The organism is Haloplanus natans DSM 17983, from assembly GCF_000427685.1.
In the GTDB taxonomy this organism is placed as follows: domain Archaea; phylum Halobacteriota; class Halobacteria; order Halobacteriales; family Haloferacaceae; genus Haloplanus; species Haloplanus natans.
The window spans coordinates 86,078-106,435 of sequence record NZ_KE386573.1; the positions used below are offsets into that span (position 1 = coordinate 86,078).

At 68.3% G+C, this 20,358-nt stretch carries 18 protein-coding genes, 1 other RNA gene and 1 pseudogene; 13 read left to right on the forward strand and 7 right to left on the reverse strand.

What is annotated here, in order from left to right; genetic code table 11:
* Positions 1-114 precede the first annotated feature (114 nt).
* Positions 115-294, reverse strand: a complete 180-nt coding sequence (locus HALNA_RS02740) for a hypothetical protein (RefSeq protein WP_049934865.1) — start codon at positions 292-294, stop codon at positions 115-117.
* Between the two features lie 135 nt (positions 295-429).
* On the opposite strand from HALNA_RS02740, the gene HALNA_RS02745 reads away from it, so the two are divergent.
* The 3 genes from HALNA_RS02745 (at position 430) to hemG (ending at position 4,352) form a co-directional block, all read left to right on the forward strand.
* Positions 430-1,926 (forward strand): PQQ-dependent sugar dehydrogenase, encoded by a 1,497-nt coding sequence (locus tag HALNA_RS02745; protein WP_084509872.1) that lies wholly within the window; start codon positions 430-432, stop codon positions 1,924-1,926.
* 72 nt (positions 1,927-1,998) lie between these two features.
* On the forward strand, positions 1,999-3,051 hold the full coding sequence (gene hemH / locus HALNA_RS02750) for a ferrochelatase (protein ID WP_049934866.1): 1,053 nt from the start codon (positions 1,999-2,001) through the stop codon (positions 3,049-3,051).
* Positions 3,048-4,352: a protoporphyrinogen oxidase gene (gene hemG, locus HALNA_RS02755; protein WP_049934867.1), complete on the forward strand. Its 1,305-nt coding sequence runs from the start codon at positions 3,048-3,050 to the stop codon at positions 4,350-4,352. The genes hemH and hemG overlap by 4 nt, the downstream gene beginning before the upstream one ends.
* Here the strand turns inward: hemG and hemE are convergent.
* Positions 4,342-5,349, reverse strand: coding sequence for a uroporphyrinogen decarboxylase (gene hemE, locus HALNA_RS02760; RefSeq protein WP_049934868.1), 1,008 nt, complete (start codon positions 5,347-5,349; stop codon positions 4,342-4,344). The genes hemG and hemE overlap by 11 nt on opposite strands.
* Positions 5,350-5,435: 86 nt before the next feature.
* Here hemE and HALNA_RS02765 point away from each other — a divergent pair, with 86 nt between their 5' ends.
* Positions 5,436-5,786: a hypothetical protein gene (locus tag HALNA_RS02765; protein ID WP_049934869.1), complete on the forward strand. Its 351-nt coding sequence runs from the start codon at positions 5,436-5,438 to the stop codon at positions 5,784-5,786.
* A gap of 17 nt (positions 5,787-5,803) precedes the next feature.
* Here the strand turns inward: HALNA_RS02765 and HALNA_RS02770 are convergent, their stop codons facing one another.
* Complete coding sequence (locus tag HALNA_RS02770; RefSeq protein WP_049934870.1) at positions 5,804-6,139, reverse strand: winged helix-turn-helix transcriptional regulator; 336 nt, start codon at positions 6,137-6,139, stop codon at positions 5,804-5,806.
* Positions 6,140-6,355: 216 nt separating this feature from the next.
* On the opposite strand from HALNA_RS02770, the gene HALNA_RS02775 reads away from it, so the two are divergent.
* The 5 genes from HALNA_RS02775 (at position 6,356) to HALNA_RS02795 (ending at position 13,072) form a co-directional block, all read left to right on the forward strand.
* Entirely contained in the window at positions 6,356-6,772 is a 417-nt protein-coding gene (locus tag HALNA_RS02775) for a DoxX family protein (RefSeq protein WP_049934871.1), read from the forward strand.
* Between the two features lie 49 nt (positions 6,773-6,821).
* A complete protein-coding gene (locus HALNA_RS02780) occupies positions 6,822-7,928 on the forward strand; it encodes a DoxX family protein (RefSeq protein ID WP_049934872.1) in 1,107 nt (368 codons plus the stop codon).
* Positions 7,929-8,130: 202 nt separating this feature from the next.
* The gene (locus HALNA_RS02785) at positions 8,131-10,473 is read left to right on the forward strand and encodes a methyl-accepting chemotaxis protein (RefSeq protein ID WP_049934873.1); all 2,343 of its coding nucleotides are present in this window, start codon (positions 8,131-8,133) and stop codon (positions 10,471-10,473) included.
* A gap of 1 nt (position 10,474) precedes the next feature.
* A complete protein-coding gene (locus HALNA_RS02790; RefSeq protein ID WP_049934874.1) occupies positions 10,475-11,194 on the forward strand; it encodes a bacteriorhodopsin in 720 nt (239 codons plus the stop codon).
* 33 nt (positions 11,195-11,227) lie between these two features.
* Positions 11,228-13,072, forward strand: coding sequence for a PAS domain-containing sensor histidine kinase (locus HALNA_RS02795; RefSeq protein ID WP_049934875.1), 1,845 nt, complete (start codon positions 11,228-11,230; stop codon positions 13,070-13,072).
* Here the strand turns inward: HALNA_RS02795 and HALNA_RS02800 are convergent.
* Positions 13,069-13,665 (reverse strand): 2Fe-2S iron-sulfur cluster-binding protein, encoded by a 597-nt coding sequence (locus HALNA_RS02800; protein ID WP_049934876.1) that lies wholly within the window; start codon positions 13,663-13,665, stop codon positions 13,069-13,071. The genes HALNA_RS02795 and HALNA_RS02800 overlap by 4 nt on opposite strands.
* Before the next feature lie 54 nt (positions 13,666-13,719).
* Complete coding sequence (gnd, locus tag HALNA_RS02805; RefSeq protein ID WP_049934877.1) at positions 13,720-14,613, reverse strand: phosphogluconate dehydrogenase (NAD(+)-dependent, decarboxylating); 894 nt, start codon at positions 14,611-14,613, stop codon at positions 13,720-13,722.
* Between the two features lie 84 nt (positions 14,614-14,697).
* Between gnd and HALNA_RS02810 the strand changes: the two genes are divergently transcribed.
* Complete coding sequence (locus HALNA_RS02810; RefSeq protein WP_049934878.1) at positions 14,698-15,792, forward strand: aminopeptidase; 1,095 nt, start codon at positions 14,698-14,700, stop codon at positions 15,790-15,792.
* Positions 15,789-16,526, forward strand: a complete 738-nt coding sequence (locus HALNA_RS02815) for a glycerophosphodiester phosphodiesterase (RefSeq protein WP_049934879.1) — start codon at positions 15,789-15,791, stop codon at positions 16,524-16,526. Before HALNA_RS02810 ends, HALNA_RS02815 begins: the two co-directional genes overlap by 4 nt.
* A gap of 2 nt (positions 16,527-16,528) precedes the next feature.
* Here the strand turns inward: HALNA_RS02815 and rnpB are convergent.
* Positions 16,529-17,003, reverse strand: an RNA gene (gene rnpB / locus HALNA_RS18855) — RNase P RNA component.
* A gap of 110 nt (positions 17,004-17,113) precedes the next feature.
* On the opposite strand from rnpB, the gene HALNA_RS02820 reads away from it, so the two are divergent.
* Both HALNA_RS02820 and HALNA_RS02825 read left to right on the forward strand, forming a co-directional pair.
* Positions 17,114-17,716 carry a TIGR00296 family protein gene (locus tag HALNA_RS02820; RefSeq protein WP_049934880.1) on the forward strand — a complete coding sequence of 201 codons (603 nt, stop codon included), beginning with the start codon at positions 17,114-17,116 and terminating at the stop codon, positions 17,714-17,716.
* Between the two features lie 142 nt (positions 17,717-17,858).
* Positions 17,859-18,907 (forward strand): annotated as a pseudogene (locus HALNA_RS02825) (RNA-guided endonuclease InsQ/TnpB family protein).
* A 240-nt stretch (positions 18,908-19,147) separates the two neighbouring features.
* Here the strand turns inward: HALNA_RS02825 and HALNA_RS02830 are convergent.
* Positions 19,148-20,296, reverse strand: a complete 1,149-nt coding sequence (locus HALNA_RS02830; protein ID WP_049934881.1) for a nicotinate phosphoribosyltransferase — start codon at positions 20,294-20,296, stop codon at positions 19,148-19,150.
* Positions 20,297-20,358 lie beyond the last annotated feature (62 nt).

Sequence of the window (20,358 nt, forward strand, 5' to 3'; positions counted from 1 at the left end):
GCGTATAACGATTACTAAGTCGCGTTTGGTCCGCCCCTGGCAACGGCTCGACCGCCGGACCGCACTCAGGTGTCCGAACGACTCCACGGCACCCGTAGCCCGACCGCCCGGCACTCACTCCTCGAGTGCCTTGACGAGTTGGAGCGCCTGTCTGAGGTGAAAGCGCGTCTCAGGCGACTGCGACGCGTCGAGTGCCTCGGTAAGCTGGCGCTCGATGGCCTCACTCGCCGAAGCGACAGTCGGTCCGGCGTCGGTGTCGGCTCCCCGCTGATCGGTTTTCGAACCGGAGCTCATACCTCATCATTCGTCGTCATCCGGAATAGGTATCGGTACCATACCGTCCGTCTGTGCGCCGTTGAATCCGGTTCGAGCGTCCGATCAGAATCCGCATTTCGTCGGGTTTTGAACCGGTTCAAACCGGAGAAATGTATGCCTACGGGGGTGTTCGGGGGCGTCGACGAGACGATCCAAACGCTCTACTTGCCACCCTTCGTATGCGGGGTCGTGACACGGGAACTTCACGGGGACGGCGCGGGGCGGCGGACGACCACCGGTCGCCGACGCTTCCTCCGACTGGCAGCCGGCGGGGTCCTCGCCGGACTCGCCGGCTGTGGAGGCGACAAGAGCGGGCCGGGTGCGACGCGGACGCCGACGGAGGCGGTGACGCCCACGGCCGCTCCCGACCGCGCCAGCGTCGGCGCCGACCCCGTCGCCGACGGCTTCACCGCCCCGACCGACGTGGCCTTTCCGACGGGCATCGACCGCGCGTTCGTCGGCGACCAGCCGGGGCAGGTGTACGCGACGGACCGCCCCGACGGGCCCGTTCTCGACCTCTCGGAGCGCGTCGTCGACCTCCGATCCGGGCCCGACGAGCGGGGGCTCCTCGGCCTCGCCCCACACCCCGACTTCGCGTCCAACGGCCGCCTGTTCGTCCGGTACAGCGCGCCCGTGCGCTCGTCGACGCCACCCGGCTACTCACACACGTTCGTCCTCTCCGAGTTCGCCGTCGATCCGGCCGCCGACCGCGCCGCCGCCGAAACCGAGCGGATCGTTCTGGAGATTCCCCAGCCCCAGCCCAACCACAACGCGGGGTCGCTCGCGTTCGACCCCGAGGGCTCCCTTTTCGTCGGCGTCGGCGACGGCGGCGGCGGCGGCGACGTGGGGCGTGGCCACGCCGAGGACTGGTACGAGCGGGTCCGCGGCGGCAACGGGCAGGATCTCACGGAGAATCTGCTGGGGAGTATCCTGCGACTCGACGTGGACGGCGAGCCGACCCGGGCGCCTCGGGGAGGCGGCGATCCCGAGGGGGACGGCGGCTACGCCGTCCCCGACGACAATCCGCTCGTCGGCGCGGACGGCCTCGACGAGCAGTGGGCGTGGGGATTCCGCAACCCCTGGCGGTTCTCGGTCGACGGGGATGCCCTCCTCGTCGCGGACGTGGGGCAGGTGCGGTACGAGGAGGTGAGCCGCGTCGAACGCGGCGGGAACTACGGCTGGAACGTCCACGAGGGGACGAGCTGTTTCGACCCGTCGGCGCCGGCCGAGGGCCCCGCGGGCTGTCCGAGCCACACGCTCGCCGGCGGTCAGTTGCTGGACCCGGTGATCGAGTACCCTCATCCGGGCGTGGAGGACGACCCGACTGCGACGGGTATCGCCGTCGTCGGCGGCTACCGCTACGACGGCCCCATCGAGGCGTTCGACGGCCGGTACGTCTTCGCCGACTGGCGGGCCGACGGGCGGCTGTTTCTGGCCGACCCCGTCGACGACGGCCTCTGGCCGATTTCGACGCTCCCGATCCGCGGCGAGTCGGTCGGATCGTTCGTCCGCGCGTTCGGTCGCGACCCGGACGGCCGCCTCTACGTCCTGTCGAGCCAGCGGGGCGGGGTCGCGGGATCGACGGGTGCGCTCCATCGCTTCGTCGCGTAACTCCCCGTGCCGATACCCACCATCCCGCACCGATCGACAGGTTTTGTACCGACCTGTCCCTAAGGGCGACGCATGACCACCGGAATCGTGTTACTCAACTTCGGCGAGCCGCCGGAGCCGGATCGTGACGTCGTCGTCGACTACCTCGAACGCATCTTCTTCGCCAACATGGACATCGAGGGCGAGGAGACAACCGAGGCGGAGGCGCGAGCGCGGTCACAGGAACTCGCCAAGCGCCGTGCCCCCGGCCTCATGGAGGAGTACGAGGCGATCGGCGGGTCGCCGCTGTACGACCACGCCACCACGCAGGCGACGATGCTCGCCGACGAACTGGAGCGTCGCGGCTACGACGTAAACACCTACTACGGGATGCAGTACACCGAGCCGTTCATCACGGACGCGGTGGGGCAAGCCCGTGAAGACGGCGTCGACCACTTGGTCGGCCTGCCGATCTACCCGCTCTGTGGCCCGTCGACCAACGTCCAGTCGCTGGACGAACTCGACGCGGCCCTCGACGAGGTCGGATGGGACGTTCCCGTCGACGGCCTGACGGGCTGGCACAAACATCCGGCGTACACCCGCCTCCGCATCGACAACATCCGCGAGTTCCTCGACGAGAACGACCTCACGCTCGGCGACGGCACGAAACTCATCTTCTCCGCGCACGGTACGCCCCAGTACTACCTCGACGAGGGGAGTCGGTACGAGCAGTACGTCGAGGAGTTCTGTGGCGTCGTCGCCGCGGCGCTCGACGCGCCGGACTACGCGCTCGGCTACCAGAACCACGAGAACCGCGACGTGGAGTGGACCGAACCCGACGTGGAGGAGGTCATCGAGACCATCGAGGCCGATCGGGTCGTCGTCGAACCGGTGAGCTTCATGCACGAACAGAGCGAGACGCTCTCGGAACTCGACGTGGAACTCCGGGAGGAGGCCGAGGCGGCGGGACTGGAGTTCTACCGCGTTCCCATCCCCTACGACGACGCACGCTTTGCCGGCGCGCTCGCGGACCTCGTGGAGCCGTTCGTCGCGGGCTACGACCCCTCCTACGCCGGCCTCCAGCAGTGTCTGTGCCGGGATACACCGGGAACGATGTGTCTGAACGCCGCCCACCACGACGAATGACGGTCGGCATCGTCGGCGCCGGCATCACGGGCCTCGCGCTCTCTCACTACCTCGGGAAGCGTGGGGTCGACGCCGTCGCCTTCGAGGCGTCGTCCGACCCCGGCGGCGTCATCAGGTCCGAACGGGTCGACGGCCGCGTCCTCGAACACGGCCCCCAGCGCACCCGGCTGACACCGGAGATCGAGGCGCTGATCGACGACTGCGGGCTGGGATCGGCCCTCCGAACCGCCGACACCGACCTGCCGCTGTACGTCTACGTCGACGGCCGCCTCCGACGGGTGCCCTTCTCGGTCGAGGAGTTCCTCTCGACCGACCTGCTCTCGGTGCGGGGGAAGCTCCGCCTGCTCGCGGAGCCGCTGACCGCGGGGGCCCGCGACGGCGAGACGGCCGCCGACTACTTCGTCCGGAAGTTCGGCCCCGAGGCGTACCGGAACCTCGTCGAACCGCTGTTCGGCGGTATCTACGGCTCCGACCCGGCGGAGATGCCGGGCGAGTACGCCTTGCAGACGATCAAGAAGATGGAGCGGTCGGGCAGTCTGATCCGGGCGGCGGTCAATCGTCGGCTTGAGGGCACGGAGCGCCAACCACCCATCTCGTTCGACGAGGGCATGGCCCAACTCCCGCGTGCGCTCTACGAACACAACGCCGACCGGATCGAACTGGAGACGGGAGTCGATCGAATCGTCCCCGAAGGGTCGGGTTACCGGCTGGAGACGGCCGCCCGGGACCGACTCGTCGACCACGTGGTCGTCACGGCGCGGGCGGACGTGGCCGCCGGCTTGCTGGCCGACGTGGACGCCGACAGCGCCCGCGCGCTCCGCCGTCTCTACTACAACCCGCTCGCGTACGTTCACGTCTACTCCGCGGCCGACCCGGACGGCTACGGCTATCAGGTGCGCCACGACGAACCGCTCCGCACCCTCGGCGTGACCTGGAACGCCAGCCTGTTCGACCGCGACGGCGTCTACACCTGCTTTCTCGGGGGCATGGAGAACCCGGGGCTCGTCGACCGCTCCGAGCGCGAACTCGGCCGGATAGCGACCGAGGAGTTCGAGATGGTGATGGGCGCGTCCGCGGAGGTGTTGAACGTCACCCGCCACCCGCGGGGCATCCCCGCCTACGACGGGTCGTGGACGGCGATGGCGGACGTGAATCTCCCCGACGGGATCACGCTGGCCTCGAACTACGCGGGCCGCATGGGCGTTCCGGCACGGATTCGCGAAGCGGACCGGCTGGCCGAGCGGTTCGCGGGCGACGGTGCGGACGCCGACGCCGCGGCCCCCGCCGAAGCTACCGGCTGATCGACTTCGCCGTCTCGACGAACGCTTTCACCGACTCGACGGGCGTGTCGCGGTTGACGCCGTGGCCGAGGTTGAGGATGTGGCCCGCCGGCCCGGCGGCGTCGACGACTTTTTTCGTCTCCTCGCGGACGAACTCGGGTGACCCGAACAGATACTGCGGGTCGAGGTTGCCCTGCACCGGCTGGTCGCCGAGTTCGGCCCGTGCCGCGGCCATGTCGACGGTCCAGTCGAGGCTCACCACGTCCGCCCCCGTCGCCTGCAGGCTGTCGAGGCGGCCGCCCATGTTGCGCACGAAGACGATGGATGGGACCGAGAGGTCGGACAGGATTTCGCGGTGGAGCGGGAGGACGAACTCGCGGTAGTCGGCGGGTGAGAGGACGCCCGCGTAGGTGTCGAACAGCTGGACCACGTCGGCGCCGTGGGCGGCCTGATACTCCAGATACTCGCGCACCACGTCGGCGAACTCGCCGAGGAGGGTTCGGAAGGCCTCGGGGTGGCGGGCGCGGAAGCGACGAACGGGGCCGTGATTGCGGGAGGACCCACCTGCGACGACGTAGGACGCGAGGGTGAATGGGCCGCCGGCGAAGCCGATGACGGCCGTCTCCGATCCGACGCGGTCGACGAGTCTGTCGAGGAGGGCACCGACGAACTCGAGGTCGGTCGCCACGTCGCCGCGGGGGCGTTCGGCGTCGCCGGGGCCGTCGACCGGGTTCTCGACCACAGGACCGACGCCGCTCTCGATGTGGTAGTCGAAGCCGAGCGGTTCAAGCACGGTGAGGATATCGGAGAACATCACGACTCCGTCGGGTTCGTACAGGTCCCACGGAAGGAGGGTGATGCGCTCGGCAACCTCCGGCGTCTCGATGGCTTCGCGAAACGTGTAGTCGGCGCGTATCTCGCGGTATTCGGGGATGTGTCGGCCGGCCTGACGCATCAGCCAGACGGGCGGCCGCTCGGTCCGCTCACCGCGGGCCGCACGGACGAGGAGGTGGGTCATGGACGTGGATTGGGCCGCGGCCGGCTAAGTATGTCGCATCGCGCTCAGCCGGGAGTATATGTGCGTCCGGACCGTAGCTTGTGCGCATGCGATCCCGCCTGATAAATAGTGACAGTACGTCCCCGCTCGACCTGACGCTCCTCGGGATCATCGCGGTCATCGTCGGGTGGTACGGCCGGACGATGTCGGTGCCGGCGACCACGAAGCCGGATCTCATCCGGTTTTTCTCCGTCTCCCCGGATCGAACCTACCCGGCGGTGATGCCCCAGGACAAGGCGTTGCTCCTGTTGAGCGATCCGGCGACCGGGCAGGCGACCGGGGAGGCGACGGCGAGTACCGCCGGCGCCTTGAACGGCGTCTGGGCGCTCGTCGCCCTCGTCGGGTTCATGCTGGTGTTCGCCGGTCCGATGCTCGTGTGGGTCAACCGGGGTAACTAGCTTCCGTCTCGGACGTACTACGCCGTCGACTCCTCCGCGATCCACTCTTTCGCCCAGTCGCCGATGGCGTCGAACACCGGGCAGAGCGACTCCCCCTTGTCGGTCAGGGAGTAGTATGTCGCTACCGGCGCGTCCTCCTCGAGGCGTCGGTCGACGAAGCCCATCTCCTGCAGGTCGTCGACGACCCGTGAGAGCGTCCGCGAACTCGCGCCCGTCGAGCGTTTGAGTTCGTTGAACCGCTTTTCGCCCTCCTGAAGGTCGTGCAACACCGCCAGCCGCCACTGGGAACCGATCTGTTCGAGCGAGTCGATGACGTAACACGTCTCGGCGTCGTCTCCCGTTCCGATGGCCATACCGGCCCAACGTCGCCCGCCGGGTTAGCAGTTTCGTTCGGAATCAGGTGTCGAAATGTTACCGTGATACCGACCGACCCGGTGACACCGACGACACCCGGTGACACCAATGTCAGATAACGTATATATTTGCGGGCGGCGTACGGGGTGTACGATGATCGACCCATCGACTCACGACGTATCGCTCGCACCCACCGCAGTCACGGAGGCCCTCTGATGGCGTTCGACACCGCCGGCGCGGGCCTCGCCTTTCTGCTCGCGCGCGCCCTCTTCGGCGCGGTGTTCGCCTTCACCGGCCTGAACCACTTCCTCGACGCGGAGGGGATGATCGGCTACGCGCAGGCGAAGGGCATCCCGATGGCGTCGCTCGGCGTCCCGGTGTCCGGTGGAATGTTGATCGCCGGCGGCCTGGGCATCGCTCTCGGCGTGTATCCGACGGTCGCCGCGGGCGCCATCGCCGTCTTCCTCGTCGCCGCCACGCCGACGATGCACGACTTCTGGAACGCGCCCGAGGAGCAGCGACAGGGCGAGTTCAACAACTTCCTGAAAAACGTCGCGCTGCTCGGTGCCGCGCTCGCTCTCCTCGCGTTCGCGAGCGAGACGTGGCCGCTCGCGGCGAATGTTGGGCTGTAACTGCACCGAAACCAGTTTTTATCACTCTCGTCCCATTTGTTCAGGAACGATGAGTCTCGACTGGACGCGCCGCGCTCTGGCCGGCACGCTCGTGAGCGTCGCGCTCGCCGCCCGCCCGGCGGCTGCACACGTCGACTACGTGACCGACCCCGGCGGATCGGGGCCCAGTGTCGCCGAGTTCTTCGCGGCTGTCTTCTCCCAGCCGCTCAACGTCGCCCTCCTCGTCGCCGGTGGGGCCGGCGTCACCGTCGCGACGCTCGGATGGCTCCGGTACGGCGACGGCGTCGCGGACGTGACGGTGACACGGCAGGCGCTCCGCTCCTATCAGCCGTATCTGGGCTGGCTGCTGCGGCTCGCGACCGGCCTGCCGCTGATGGGTGCCGGCTTCGGCGGCTACTTCTTCTCGCCCGTCGTGACCGTCGAGGCCCGTCTCGTCCAGATCACCCTCGCCTTCCTGCTCCTGTTCGGCCTGGCGACGCGGTTGGCGGCGCTCGCCGGCCTGCTCACCTACGCCGTCGGCCTCGCCACTCACTTCCCGACGCTCCTGCTCAGTCTGGAGTACGTCGCCGGCTTTCTCGGCATTCTCGTCGTCGGCCCCGGTCAGCCGAGCGCCGACCTCCTGTTCCGGCGGCTGATCCTCACCGACGGCACGATCATGAGCCGCTTCCGGGGCCTGACGACTGTCGGCGACCTGCTCTCCGGCCTCGGCATCGAGAAGCCGGCCGCCGGCCTCGTCATCCGCGTTTTCCTCGGGCTCAACTTCGCCTACCTCGGCGTCACCGAGAAGTGGCTCGACCCCGGCCGGGCGCTCCAAGTGGTCGCGAAATACGACCTTACGGCCGTCGCCCCCCTCTCTCCCGAGATGTGGGTGTTCGCCGCGGGCCTGGGCGAACTCACCGTCGGCGTCCTCATCCTGACCGGCACGTTCACCCGGAGCGCCGCCGGCGCCGGCTTCGTCATCCTCACGACCACCCTCTTTGGGCTCCCCGACGATCCGGTGCTTGCCCACGTCACCCTGTTCGGACTCACCTCCGCCCTGCTGATCACCGGCAGTGGCCCCCTCGCCGCCGACCGGACCGTGATCCCGGCGCTTCGCCAGCGCATCGGTCGGCCGTCGACCGACGGCGACGCCGAAACGGCGACCCCCGCGGACTGATACGGTTTATTGTAAGTCATTACCGGTGGATCGCCGGGACGGGCTGGCGATCCACCAGTGAGCAGTTACAATAATCCGTATGATACGGTACTGGCGTACAACAGCCGTCTGCGCCGGGGCGAGCCCTCGCCGCACCCGATTATCAGACCTTGTACTTGGGGGGGTGCGATTATTAAACGGTAGACAAAATCGGGGCACAAGCATGGGTCTCCCCTTTCTACACCGTATTCGGGAACGGTACGGGCTCAAACTCGCGGTGGCGTTCACCGCGGTTCTCCTCCTGACCGTCGGGGTCGGGACCGTCGTGAGCGCCGACGCATCCGCACAACTGCGCGACGACGTCGAAGGGCACATGATCGAGACGGCCGACGGGCGGGCCGATCGGCTCGACACCTGGTTGACGGGCGTGACGACGCAGGCCCGCGTCGCCGCCGACCATCCGGCGCTCCGTAGCGACGACCGCGGGACGGTCACGGCGTATCTCGACGAACTGGCGAGCGACGAACGCGCCCCGCCCGGCGTCGTCGCCGCCCACTACGTCGACGCCGACTCCGGTAAAATCATCACGAGTTCGAACGCGGATCTCGTGGGCGTCGACGCCCGCGCCCAGGGCGCCCCGTTCGCACAGGAGGAGGTCTCTCTCGCCGGCACGAGCGACGTACTCGTCACCGATCCCTTCCGGCCGTCGGTCGTCGACTTCACGACCGTCGCCGTCGCGACGCCGGTCGACGGGCGGTCCGACCGGCTGCTGGTCTACATGGTCAACTTCGAGCAGCGAGTCGAGGCGTTCGCAGGCGGTGCAAGCGAGAGCGATACCGTCGTCGTCGGTTCGGACGGCACGATCATCGCCCATCCGAACACGGATCTGATCGGCTCGCCGGTCGCGGGGACGTCGACGGTCGTCCCGGCGTCGGCGTTCGAGGGGACTACCTTCCAGCAGACCGGCGGCGAGGCTATCGCGGCGGCGCCGATGGCGACCACCGACTGGGCGGTCGTGGTCTCGCAACCCGCCACAGCGGCCTTCGCCGTCCAGCGATCCGTCGTCTCGGGAATCGTCGGCCTCATCCTCGTCGCCGTCGTCAGCCTCGCCCTGATCGGCGTCACTATCGGGAGCCGGACGACCCTCTCCCTGTGCCGACTCTCCGGGAAGGCCGAGGCGATGGCCGACGGCGACCTCGACGTGGATCTGACGACCGGTCGGACCGACGAAATCGGGGGACTCTACCGGTCGTTCGACGCGATGCGTGACTCGCTCCGCGAGCGTATCACCGAGGCGGAGGAGGCCCTCGCCGACGCCGAATCGGCCCGCACCGAAGCCGAAAACGCCCGTGCCGAGGCGGAAGCGGCCCGTACCGAGGCCGCACGGACCAACGAACGGCTCGAACGCACCGCGGAGGCGTACGGCGAGGTGATGCAGGACGTGGCAGACGGCGACTTCACTCGCCGGATCGACGTGGACGACGCCACCGGCGCGATGGCGACCATCGGGGTCGCGTTCAACGACATGGTGTCCTCGATCGAGTCGACCATCGAGGAGGTGAAAGCCTTCGGGGCGGACGTGGCGAACGCGGCCGAGGCGGTCGACCGAAACGCCACGGACGTGATGGCGGCCGGCGAGGCGATGAACGACTCCGTCGCCGAAATCGCCGACGGCGCGCGCACACAGACCGAGAGCCTCCAGGATATGACCGGCGAGGTGAACGACCTCTCGGCCAGTGCCGAGGAGATCGCGGCGACCGTCGACACGGTCGCGGACACCTCCGAGCGGGCGGCCGACGCCGGTGCGGACGGTCGTGCCGCCGCCGAAGCCGCCGTCGAGGAACTCGACGGGATCGAGGAGACGACCGAGTACACCCAGACCGAAGTCGAGGCGCTCAAAGACGAGATGGCCGAGATCGGCGAGATCGTCGATGTCATCTCGGACATCGCCGAGCAGACGAACCTGCTGGCGCTCAACGCCTCGATCGAGGCCGCCCACGCCAACGGCGAGGCGGGTGACGCCGACGGCTTCGCCGTCGTCGCCGACGAGGTGAAGAACCTCGCCGAGGAGACCAAGGAGTCCGCGAGCGAGATCGAAGCGCGGATCGAGTCGGTCCGCGAACGGACCGAACAGGTGGTCGAGGGCACCCAGGAGACGACCCAGCGCGTCACCGAGGGCGTCGAGACGGTCGAAGGCGCCATCGACGCGCTCGAACGCATCGCCGACTACGTCGAGGACATCGACGCCAGCATCCAGGGTATCGCCGACGCCACCGACGGCCAGGCCGACTCCACGGAGCGGGTGGTCGAGAGCCTCGACGAGGTGGCGGCGATCAGCAAGGGGACGGCCGAACAGGCTACCGACGTGACCGAGACGGCGGACCGACAGGAACGGACCATCGCCGAGGTGGACGACGCGGCGGACGAACTCACCCGCCGGGCCGCCCGCCTGCGCGAACAGCTCGCCGACTTCGACGTCGGCGAGACAGGGCCGGACACGACCACGACGGCCGGCGGACGCGCCGACGCGCTCGGCGACGGCGGCCGCGACACGGGAGGTATCTGAGATGATCTCATCGGCAGCGATCTGGGCGGCGCTCGGCGCCGTCGGCATGGCACTCGGCACCGTCCCCCCGCTCTGGGGGCTGGCCAACGACCCCGAGCGGCGAACCCACTACCTCGTCCTCGCGGGCGTCACCGGCGTCGCCGCCGTGGCGTATACGCTGATGGCGTTCGACATCGGGACGATCACGGCCTCCGGTCGCGTCGTCTCCATCCCCCGCTATGTCGACTGGTTGATCACGACCCCGCTCATCCTCCTCTTTCTCGCGATGCTCGGGCGGACGGGACGGGGATCGCTCGTCCGTCTCGTGGTCGCCGACATCGCTCTGTTGCTCCTGGGTGGCGTCGCCGTCGTCATCTCCGGGCCGATCCGCTGGGCTGCCTTCGCCGCCGGCGTCGCCTGTTTCGGCCTCTTGGCCTACGAACTCTACGTCACCATCCCGCGAAAGGCGACGTTCTCGACCGAGCGGACGCGCATCCTGTTTGTCACCCTGCGCAACCTCACTATCGCGCTGTGGACGCTGTACCCCGTCGCCTGGCTGCTCGCACCCTCCGGCATCGGGCTTCTCAGCCGTGATATGGCGATGCTCGTCGTCGCCTACCTCGACCTGATCAGCAAGGCGGCGTTCGTCGCACTGGCGGTCGACGGGATGGACGCCCTCGCCGACGGCGACACCGGTGCCGTCGCGGTCGACCCCGACGAGTCGACGCCGGCGGCCGACTAATCGATTCACGTTCACCTCCGCAACTCCCCATCGATGCCCCACCCGACATCCACCCCGTCGATCGACGTGCTGTACGTCGGCGACGACGCGTCCACCGCCACCACCGAGGGGATCGCCCACGCCGACGACCGGCTCTCGGTCCGGCGGGTCGCGTCGGTCGACGACGCACTCGCCGCCCTCGACGCCGATCGACCGGTCGACTGCGCCGTGATCGATACCCGCTTCTCGGCCGGCCCCCTCGCCACCCTCGCCGCCCTCGACGACGCCGACGCGTCCCTTCCCGTACTCTTTTATTTCGACTCCGCACACGACGTGACCGTCGGTGACGCGTTCGACGCCGGCGCCACCGACTGTGTCCGTTACGCGCCGGGCGGGGGTCACGGCCTCCTCGCCCATCGCATCCGCGACGCGGTGGCGAGTCACCGAACCGAGCGCCGCCTTCGCACCCAGCGCTCACAGTACCGACAGCTCTTCGACGACGCCCCGGTGATGTTCGCCGTCTTCCGGAGTGTCGACGACGAACCCGTCATCGAGGACTGCAACGACCGGTTTTGCGACCGCCTCGGCTACGACCGCGACGCGCTGGTCGATCGATCGGTCTGGAACCTCTACGCCGACGAGTCGATGGAGCGCGCCGTCGACGGCTTCGACAGCGGGCGACGGGGAACCTTCGGCCAGCAGGAACGGACGCTCGTCGCCGCCGACGGCGAACGCGTCGAGACCATCTTCCGGGCGAGTCCCCGCGTCGACCGGTACGGCGACGTGATCGGTACGGTCGGCTTGTACCTCGACATCACGGAGCGAAAGCGCCGCGAGCGGACGCTCGAACGCCTCCACGATGTTACCCGGAACCTGCTCTACGCGGAGAGTCGCGCGGCGGTCGCCGAGGCCGTCACCGACGCCGTCGGGGACGTGCTCGGCTACCCCCGGAATCTGGTCAGACTCGTCGACGACGGCGAACTCCGCTCCGTCGCCATCACCGATGCGGCCGAACGGATGCTCGGCGACCGCCCCGTCTACGCGGTCGGCGAGGGGACCGCCGGCCGTGCCTTCGCTCGGGGGGAGACGCTGGTCTACGACGACGTTCGCACGGTCGACGACGACTACGACCGGCACGGCGCCCGGGCGTCGATGTTCGTCCCTATCGGCGACCACGGCGTCCTGAGTATCGGCGACACCGAGGTCGGCACGTTCGATCGATCGGATCGCCATCTCGCCGAGGTGTTCGCGGCCAACGCCGCGACCGCCCTGACGCTTCTCGACCGCACCCGGAATCTGGAGCGCCAGAACGACCGCTTAGAGGAGTTCGCGAGCGTCGTTTCACACGACCTCCGCACGCCGCTGACGGTCGTCGACGGCTCGCTCGAACTCGCCCGTGCGCGGTACGACGACGACGACCTCGACCGCGCCGCGCGGTCGCTCGACCGGGCGTTCGATCTGATAGAGGACCTGCTGACCCTCGCCCGGCGGGACGACGCCCCCGACCGCCGGCCGATCGAACTGTCCGCGCTCGCCGAGGCCTGCTGGCGGACCGCCGACACGGCCGACGCGACGCTCGTCGTCGACGGGGAGCCGACGGTCCAGGCCGACGAATCGCGGCTCCGACGACTCCTGGAGAACCTGTTTCGGAACAGCGTCGAGCATGGCTCCACGAGCGACCTCACCGTCGCCCTCGGGTCGCTTCCCGACGGCTTCTACGTCGAAGACGACGGGTCGGGACTCCCCGACGACGACGTGTTCGAGGCGGGGTACACCACCGGCGACGACGGGACGGGCCTGGGGCTCGCCATCGTCGAACGGATCGCGGAAGAACACGGGTGGTCGGTCGACGCCGTCGACGCCGACGGCGGCGGCGCGCGCTTCGAGTTTCGCGGTTAAGGGGCTTCGCCAGTTTCGATGGTGAAGTCGGCCTTGGGGTAGGCGACGCAGGTCAGCGTGTAGCCGTCGTCGAGTTCGTTGTCGTCGAGCATCTGCTGGTCGTCGTGGACGACGTAGTCCTCGGAGTTACCGCCCGAGGTGATCTGCCCGGCACAGGAGACACACTGGCCCTGCCGGCAGGCGTAAGGCAAGTCCCAGCCCTCGTCCTCGCCGGCTTCGAGGACCGTCTCGTTTTCTTTCACCTCGACTGTCGACCCCTCTTTGACGTACTCGATTTCGAAGACTTCGGCCTCGTCGTCAGCCACGTCCCAGGGGCCGGCCTCCTCGGCCGCCTCGGCGCCGCCTTCGAGTTCGGCGCCCTCCTCCTCGCCAGCGACGGCGCCGGCCGCGACGGCCCCGCCGCCGGCGCCGATGGCGCGGTTCATCGGCTCCGGGAAGTCCGTCTCCGGCACCGACTCGGCCCGGCGTTCGAGTACTTCCTGGCTGATGTCGGTGGTGGGGGTCCATCCCGTCCCCTTCGATAGATGGAGCGCGACGGCGGTGAGCGTCAGGAGCGCCCCCATGCTCAGCCCCACCAGATTTACCTCGACCATGACTGTCGGTTTGGATGCGGGGGTTAAGGGGATTGTGATTGTCGCGCCCCGTCCTCACTCCCGGCGTGCGACCTCGTGGCGTCCGAAGCCGTAGCGCAGTCGGTTGGCGAGTCGCCGCGAGAACCGCTCCCGGCGCGACGCGAACCGCTCCGCGAGCGCCTGATGAATCAGCGGTACCGGCACCTCCCGTTCCAGGGCCTCCTGCACCGTCCAGGTGCCCGTCGATCCGCCCGCGACGTGGTCGGCCACGTCGCCCAGATCCGAGCCCTCCTCGCGGAACGCCTCCTCGCAGAGTTCGAGCAGCCACGACCGGATCACGGCGCCGTTGTTCCACGTCCGCGCGACGGCTTCGAGATCGAGGTCGTACCGCCCCTCGTGGAGGAGTTCGAACCCCTCGCCGTACGCCTGCATCAGCGCGTACTCGACCCCGTTGTGGATCATCTTCACGTAGTGGCCCGACCCCGCCGGCCCCATCCGGTCGTGGCCGTCCGGCCCCGTCGCCACCGCGTCGAAGACGGGGACCAGTTCCTCGTAGGCGCTCTCGGGGCCGCCGACCATCAGCGAGAAGCCGAGTTCGGCGCCCGCGGGGCCGCCGGAGGTGCCACAGTCCAGATACGCCGCGTCGGTCGACGCCGCGCGGCGCGTCGAGTCCTCGAAGTGGGAGTTGCCGCCGTCGACGACGATGTCGTCGTCGTCGAGGTGTGGCTCCAGTTCCGCCAGCGCGGCGTCCACCGCGTCGCCCGCGGGCACCATCAGCCAGATCCGTTTCCCCGCGCCCAGCCGATCGACGAGGTCGTCGAGCGAGTCGGCCGGCGTCGCCCCCGCGTCCGCCGCCGCCGCCACCGCCCCGTCGTCGATGTCGAACGCCACCACGTCGTGTCCGGCGTCGAGTACGCGGTCGACGACGATCCGTCCCATCCGCCCCAGTCCGACGACTCCGAGTTGCATACCTCCGGCTCCGCCGCGACGGGAGGTAGTGGTTGTGGTTCGCTCACCCGTCGCGCTTTTTACCGCCGCCCGCCACGGCCGCACATGGACGACCGCATCCGCGCCCACGCCGAGACGCTCGTCGACTGGAGCGCCCGGGTCGAACCGGGCGACGAAGTGGTGATGCGCGTCGCCGAGGGCGCCCATGACCTCGCCGTCGCCGTCGCCGCCGAACTCGGCGCCAGAGGGGCGACACTGCTCGCCACCTACGGCTCCGACGAAGTGCAACGCGCTTACCTCCGCGCCTACGACGGCGACTTCGCCCCCGCCGAGGCCGAACGCGCGCTCTACGACCGCGCCGACGTCTACCTCTCGCTCGGCGGCGGCCGCAATACGACCGCCACGGCCGACGTGCCCGGCGAGACCCAGAGCGCGTACGCCCGCGCCCGAGAAGACGCTCGTGAGGCCCGCTTCGCGACGGACTGGGTGTCGACTGTCCACCCCACCCGCTCGCTCGCGCAGGCAGCCGGTATGTCCTACGAGGCCTACCGGGACTTCGTCTACGACGCCGTCCTCCGCGACTGGGAGGCGCTCGCGGCCGAGATGGGGCAGTTGAAAGAGGTCCTCGACGACGGCCGCGAGGTTCACCTCGTGAACGAGGGGACCGACCTCACCCTCGACATCGGGGGCCGGACCGCCGTCAACAGCGCCGCCAGCGTCACCTACGACTCCCACAACCTCCCCAGCGGCGAGGTGTTCACCGCACCCGCCGGCGCCGAGGGCGAGGTCACCTTCGACGTGCCGATCACGGTCAAGGGCCGTCGTCTCCGCGACGCACATCTCGTCTTCGAGGACGGCTCGGTGGTCGACTTCGCCGCGGTGGAGGGGGGGGACGCCCTCGCGGACCTCCTCGACACCGACGAGGGCGCGACACGACTCGGCGAACTCGGCGTGGGCATGAACCGCGGTATCACCCGCCCCACGGACACCGTGCTCTTCGACGAGAAGATGGCCGGCACCGTCCACCTCGCCCTCGGGCGCGCGTACGACGCCTGCCTGCCCGCAGGCGAGTCGGGCAACGAGAGCGCGATCCACACCGACCTCATCACGCGGATGGACGAGGGCTCGCGCCTCGTCGTCGACGGCGAGACGATCCAGCGGGACGGCCTGTTCCGGTGGGAGGACGGGTTTGCGGGATGACCCGAATCGTCGCCCACCGCGGGTTCGCGGGTGTCACCCCCGAAAACACGGTGGGTGCGGTTCGGGCCGCGGCGGACCGGGCCGACCGGGTCGAACTCGATGTCGTCGCCTGCGCGGACGGCACACCCGTCGTCTTCCACGACACCCACCTCGGTTCGGCGGGCGGGAGCCGTGGCATCACCGACGGTTCGGGCGCCGTCGCCGACCTGTCACCGGACGCCGTGACCGCCGCCGAAGTGCTCGACAGTGGGGAGTGCGTGCCGACCCTCGACCGTCTGCTCGCCGAGACGGACACCCCGCTCAACGTCGAACTCAAACGCCCCGTCGCGGCGCCGGGGCCTCGCGGCGCACTCCCGACTGCCGACCGCGACGCGGCCCGCGAGCGGTGGCAGTCGCTCGTCGACCGGGTGCTCGACTGCCTCGACGACCGCGACATCCTCCTCTCCTCGTTCTACGAGGGCGCGCTGGCCGCGGTCCGACGACGCGACGGGGCGGCCGCGCTCGCCCCCATCTGTACCGACCTCGGCACGGGCCATGACCTCGCTGCCCGGTACGACGCCGGGACGATCCATCCGTCGCTCTCGGCGGTGCAGGATACCGATCCGATGTCGACCGATCGGACCCTCAACGTCTGGACGATTCGGACGTGGCACGAGGCACGCGAGGCGATTCGAGCGGGGGCCGACGGGCTGATCGCCGACTACCCCGGGCTGGTGCGGTGGCTCGAAGCCTGAGCGGCTGAGAGGAGTAAGCCCCCTTCTGTTCGTCCCGGCATTCGGCTGAGCGTCCACCTCCGCGTCCGGACTACCTTGACGAGGCGGACTTGCACCGGTGAGGATTCGCCGTTCCATCCGTTCTCGGCCGTCGCGGGACCCGACGGGTCCCGAAGGCGCGCGGTTCCACCGCGCGCCCGTCGAGACGCGTGGCGCCTCCCTGCTCGCGGCTTCGCCGCTCGGGAGACGCGTGGCGGCTCGCGGTTCGCGGCTGACGCCGCTCACCGTTCGGAGATGCGTGGCATCTCCCTACCCTCGGTGGGTCAACTCCCCTCGCTTGCGCTCGGGTTCGCACACCTCATCGGTCGGGCCGAGTGGTCTCGTTTCTGTTCCAGAGCCAGCCGTCTCCGACTCCGGGCTTGCGCCCGGTCACCCGTCCGGACGGTGGGGGGACTTTCCTCATGCCCTCGCGGGCACGGGAGCCGGGCTCTCTCTGCCGCCGGAACGTAGGTCGGTGGGTCGAATAAGCCGTTCGGTCGGCGGGGATTCATCATGGTTCTCCCCGATGGAAAGGAAGACTTCAAGTCTATTCGGCGTAAGGTTGTCCTATGTCCGAGGCGCAGACGGTACACCTTTCTTACGAAGACGGGGCCCGAGCGGTCGAACTGGCTCGTGAGGCTGTCGAGGCGTACGTGCTCCAGGGCCAGCGGGAACAGCCGGGAAGCATGCGTGATGCGTTCTACGCCCGAACGGGCGCGTTCGTGCGAATCACGTCCACCCGCGGCCGCGGTCGACTCCGTGGCTGTGCCGGCGCGTATCGCGGCTCCGACCAACTCGGCCACGCCATCGTCGACGCGGCCATCACCGCCGCATCCGACGACTCCTGTGGCTCCGAAATCGAACCCCCGGAGCTCCAGACGCTCAACATCTCCGTCTGTGTCGTCTGTAATCACGTCCTCACCAACGATCCGCTCGCCGACCTCGAACTCGGCACACACGGCGTCGCCCTCGATGCAGACGGCCAACACGCCTGGATGTACCCCACGCTTCCGGTCGAGAACGGCTGGAACGAAGAACAGTTCCTCACCCACGCCTGCCGCAAAGCCGGCCTCTCGCCGCTCGCCTGGCAGGACGACGACACCATGATCACCCTCTTCGAGGGACAGGTCTTCCGAGAGCGCCCCGGAGGCGGCTCCGTCGAACAGTTGTAGGTCGCCCTTACGGAAGTGCAAGGAGAAAGCCCCGTGCTTTAGCGCGGGGATGAATCCGACACTACCTTTCACGAACCACCGATGATAGCACGGCCTGATATTCCAATATTTTCTTAAAATAGCGTATACTATTACAAATGTAATGGTCACGGTGACTGTCACCGCGAAGTTCCACAACCCATCCCTCTCACGGCGCAAAGAGTGGCAACGGGGCACTCGCCTCTACCGTGACACCAAGCAGTTCTGTATCGACGGATGGGAGAATGGCGACTTCGGCAAGTCCGTGACCACAGCCAGCATTGACAACGGCCTCTACTCGGCTATTCAGAACCAAGCCATCCGAGAGGCGAAATCCGACCACAACAAGGGCGGAAAGGTTCGCTACCGAGAGAGTCAACCGTTCGCCGTCAACAACCAGAACTGGGAAATCGACACGACCGAGAACGGCACAGTCGTCGTCGGATTCCCATGCATTTCCCAATGGTGGTACACGCCTATCGAAGTGTACGACGACATTGCCGACCCCGTAGACCGACTGGTCGAGGGTGACGCGAAGAAGACGCGATTTCAAGTGTACCGTCGTGGTGACGACTGGTACTGTACGTTCAACGTCAAGTACGACGCCGATACGTCGGGTGAAACTCCCATCGGCGTCGATATTGGGAACGGCACATCCTTGCTGTGACCGCCTACGGTGAAGGCGAGTCGATGCTGGTGTCTGGTGGTGAGGCGAAGTACGTTCGACGCAAATATCGTTCCCTACGCGATTCGCTTTCGGAAGCGGGTGCGCTTCGCGCACGCAACCGTGTGGGTGACAGAGAACAGCGTCGAATCAAAGACCTGAATCACAAACTCTCCCGTCGTCTCATCACATTCGCGGAACAGTTCGAGAACCCCGTCATTCGGATGGAAGACCTCGAAGGTATCCGTGAGAACAGTTCGTGGTCGGGTGTCCACTCGTGGCACTTCCACCAACTCCAACAGTTCATCACGTACAAAGCCAAACGCGCTGGTATCCGTGTTGAGAAGGTCGATGCGTACCATACCAGCCAGCGGTGTTCGGAGTGTGGTTCGGTGGGAACCCGTGATGGCGACCACTTTTCGTGTTCGGAGTGCGACCGTGGACGACACGCCGACCTGAACGCTTCGGAGAACATCGCACAACGGGAGGGGGAACCATGCACGGCGTAACAGTTCGGCTGACGCGAACCGTGCTACCTCGTTGGTTGAATAGCCAACCGTCGTTGACGCCCGCTGTATGCGGGGAGGAAGGCCCCATTGACAGGGCTACACGCGCTGGAAAGCACGTCCTTGGTCACAACTGGACGGCGACCGTTGACGGCCCACGCGAAAGCGTACTTGAGGCCCGAGGAAACGCGCAACCTGAATATCCACTTCGTGGAATCCTCGCCCTTTAGCGCGGGGAGGATGTCAATCCCCGAACCCGACGGCATCCGCGTCAGCCAGCGCCCGCTCGGCCGCCGCGTCCACGTCGAACTCCCTGACCACCTCGCCGTCCCGAATCAGCGGTTCGAGCAGGGGGTCGCCGTCGGCTGGCCCTTCGCGGTCGGCGAGGCCGACGTGATGCCCGCCGTCCGGGGTCCGATAGACCTGCTTCGTCCCCGAGAGCTTCCCGCGCTTGGCCGCCGGCTCCCCGTCCACCTCCACGATGTCCAGCGCGAAGTCCACGGGTTCGGCGTTCGAGATGTGGCTCCCGACTCCGAAGCCGTCGGCCACGTCCCGGAGTCGCCGGAGGGCCGCGGGATCGAGGCCACCGCTCGCGAACACGTCTACGTCCTCGTTCCCTCGGGTGTCGAGTTCCCAGCGCACCTCCCGGAGGATGTGCCGGAAGTCGCCCCGGCGTGATCCCGTGGTGTCGATCCGGACGCTGTCCAGGTCGTCGCCCAGCGTCTCGGCCGCCCGCAACACTTCGTCCACCTCGTCGCTGTAGGTGTCACAGAGCGCCACTCGCGGCACCTCGGACGCCACCGCGTCGTCGAACGCCCGCCACGCCGCCTCCTGTTCCCCGCGGCCGAAACAGATCACGAGGGCGTGGGGCATCGTCCCTCCGGCCTCCCGGCCCAACACCTCGCCCGCGGCGACGTGTGAGAAGCCGTCGACCCCGGCGATCAGCGCGCTCCGCTCGACGACCGCCGCGATGGACGGGTGGACGTGCCGCGCGCCAAAGGAGAGCACCGTCGACTCCGGGGCGGCCCGCCGTACCTCCAGTGCCCCCGTCGCCATCCCGCTGGCGTGCGAGAGGAAGCCGAGCAGCGAGGTTTCGAACCGCGCGAACTCGAGGTAGGGACCTTCGATCCGCATGACTGGCCCGCCGTCGAACAGCCGCCCCTCGCACATTGCGTCCACGTCGATGTCCCGGCCCTCCAGCAGCGCCGCGGCGTCTTTCACGCCCGCGAGGAGTTCGAAGTCGCCGTCGGGGAACTGATCGGCCGTCACCTCCGCGACGACTGTCGGGTTCCGGCCGGCATGTCGCAGCGTCGTCTCCGTCCGCAGAAAGTACGCGTCGGTCGCCGTCCCGTCGCGGATGGCGTCGGAACCAACGATGTCGAACGGTGGCATTGCCGCCGGCTTCGCACCCGCCGGTGAAAAATCCGTTCGTTCGGTCACCGCTGTCGAAGAGG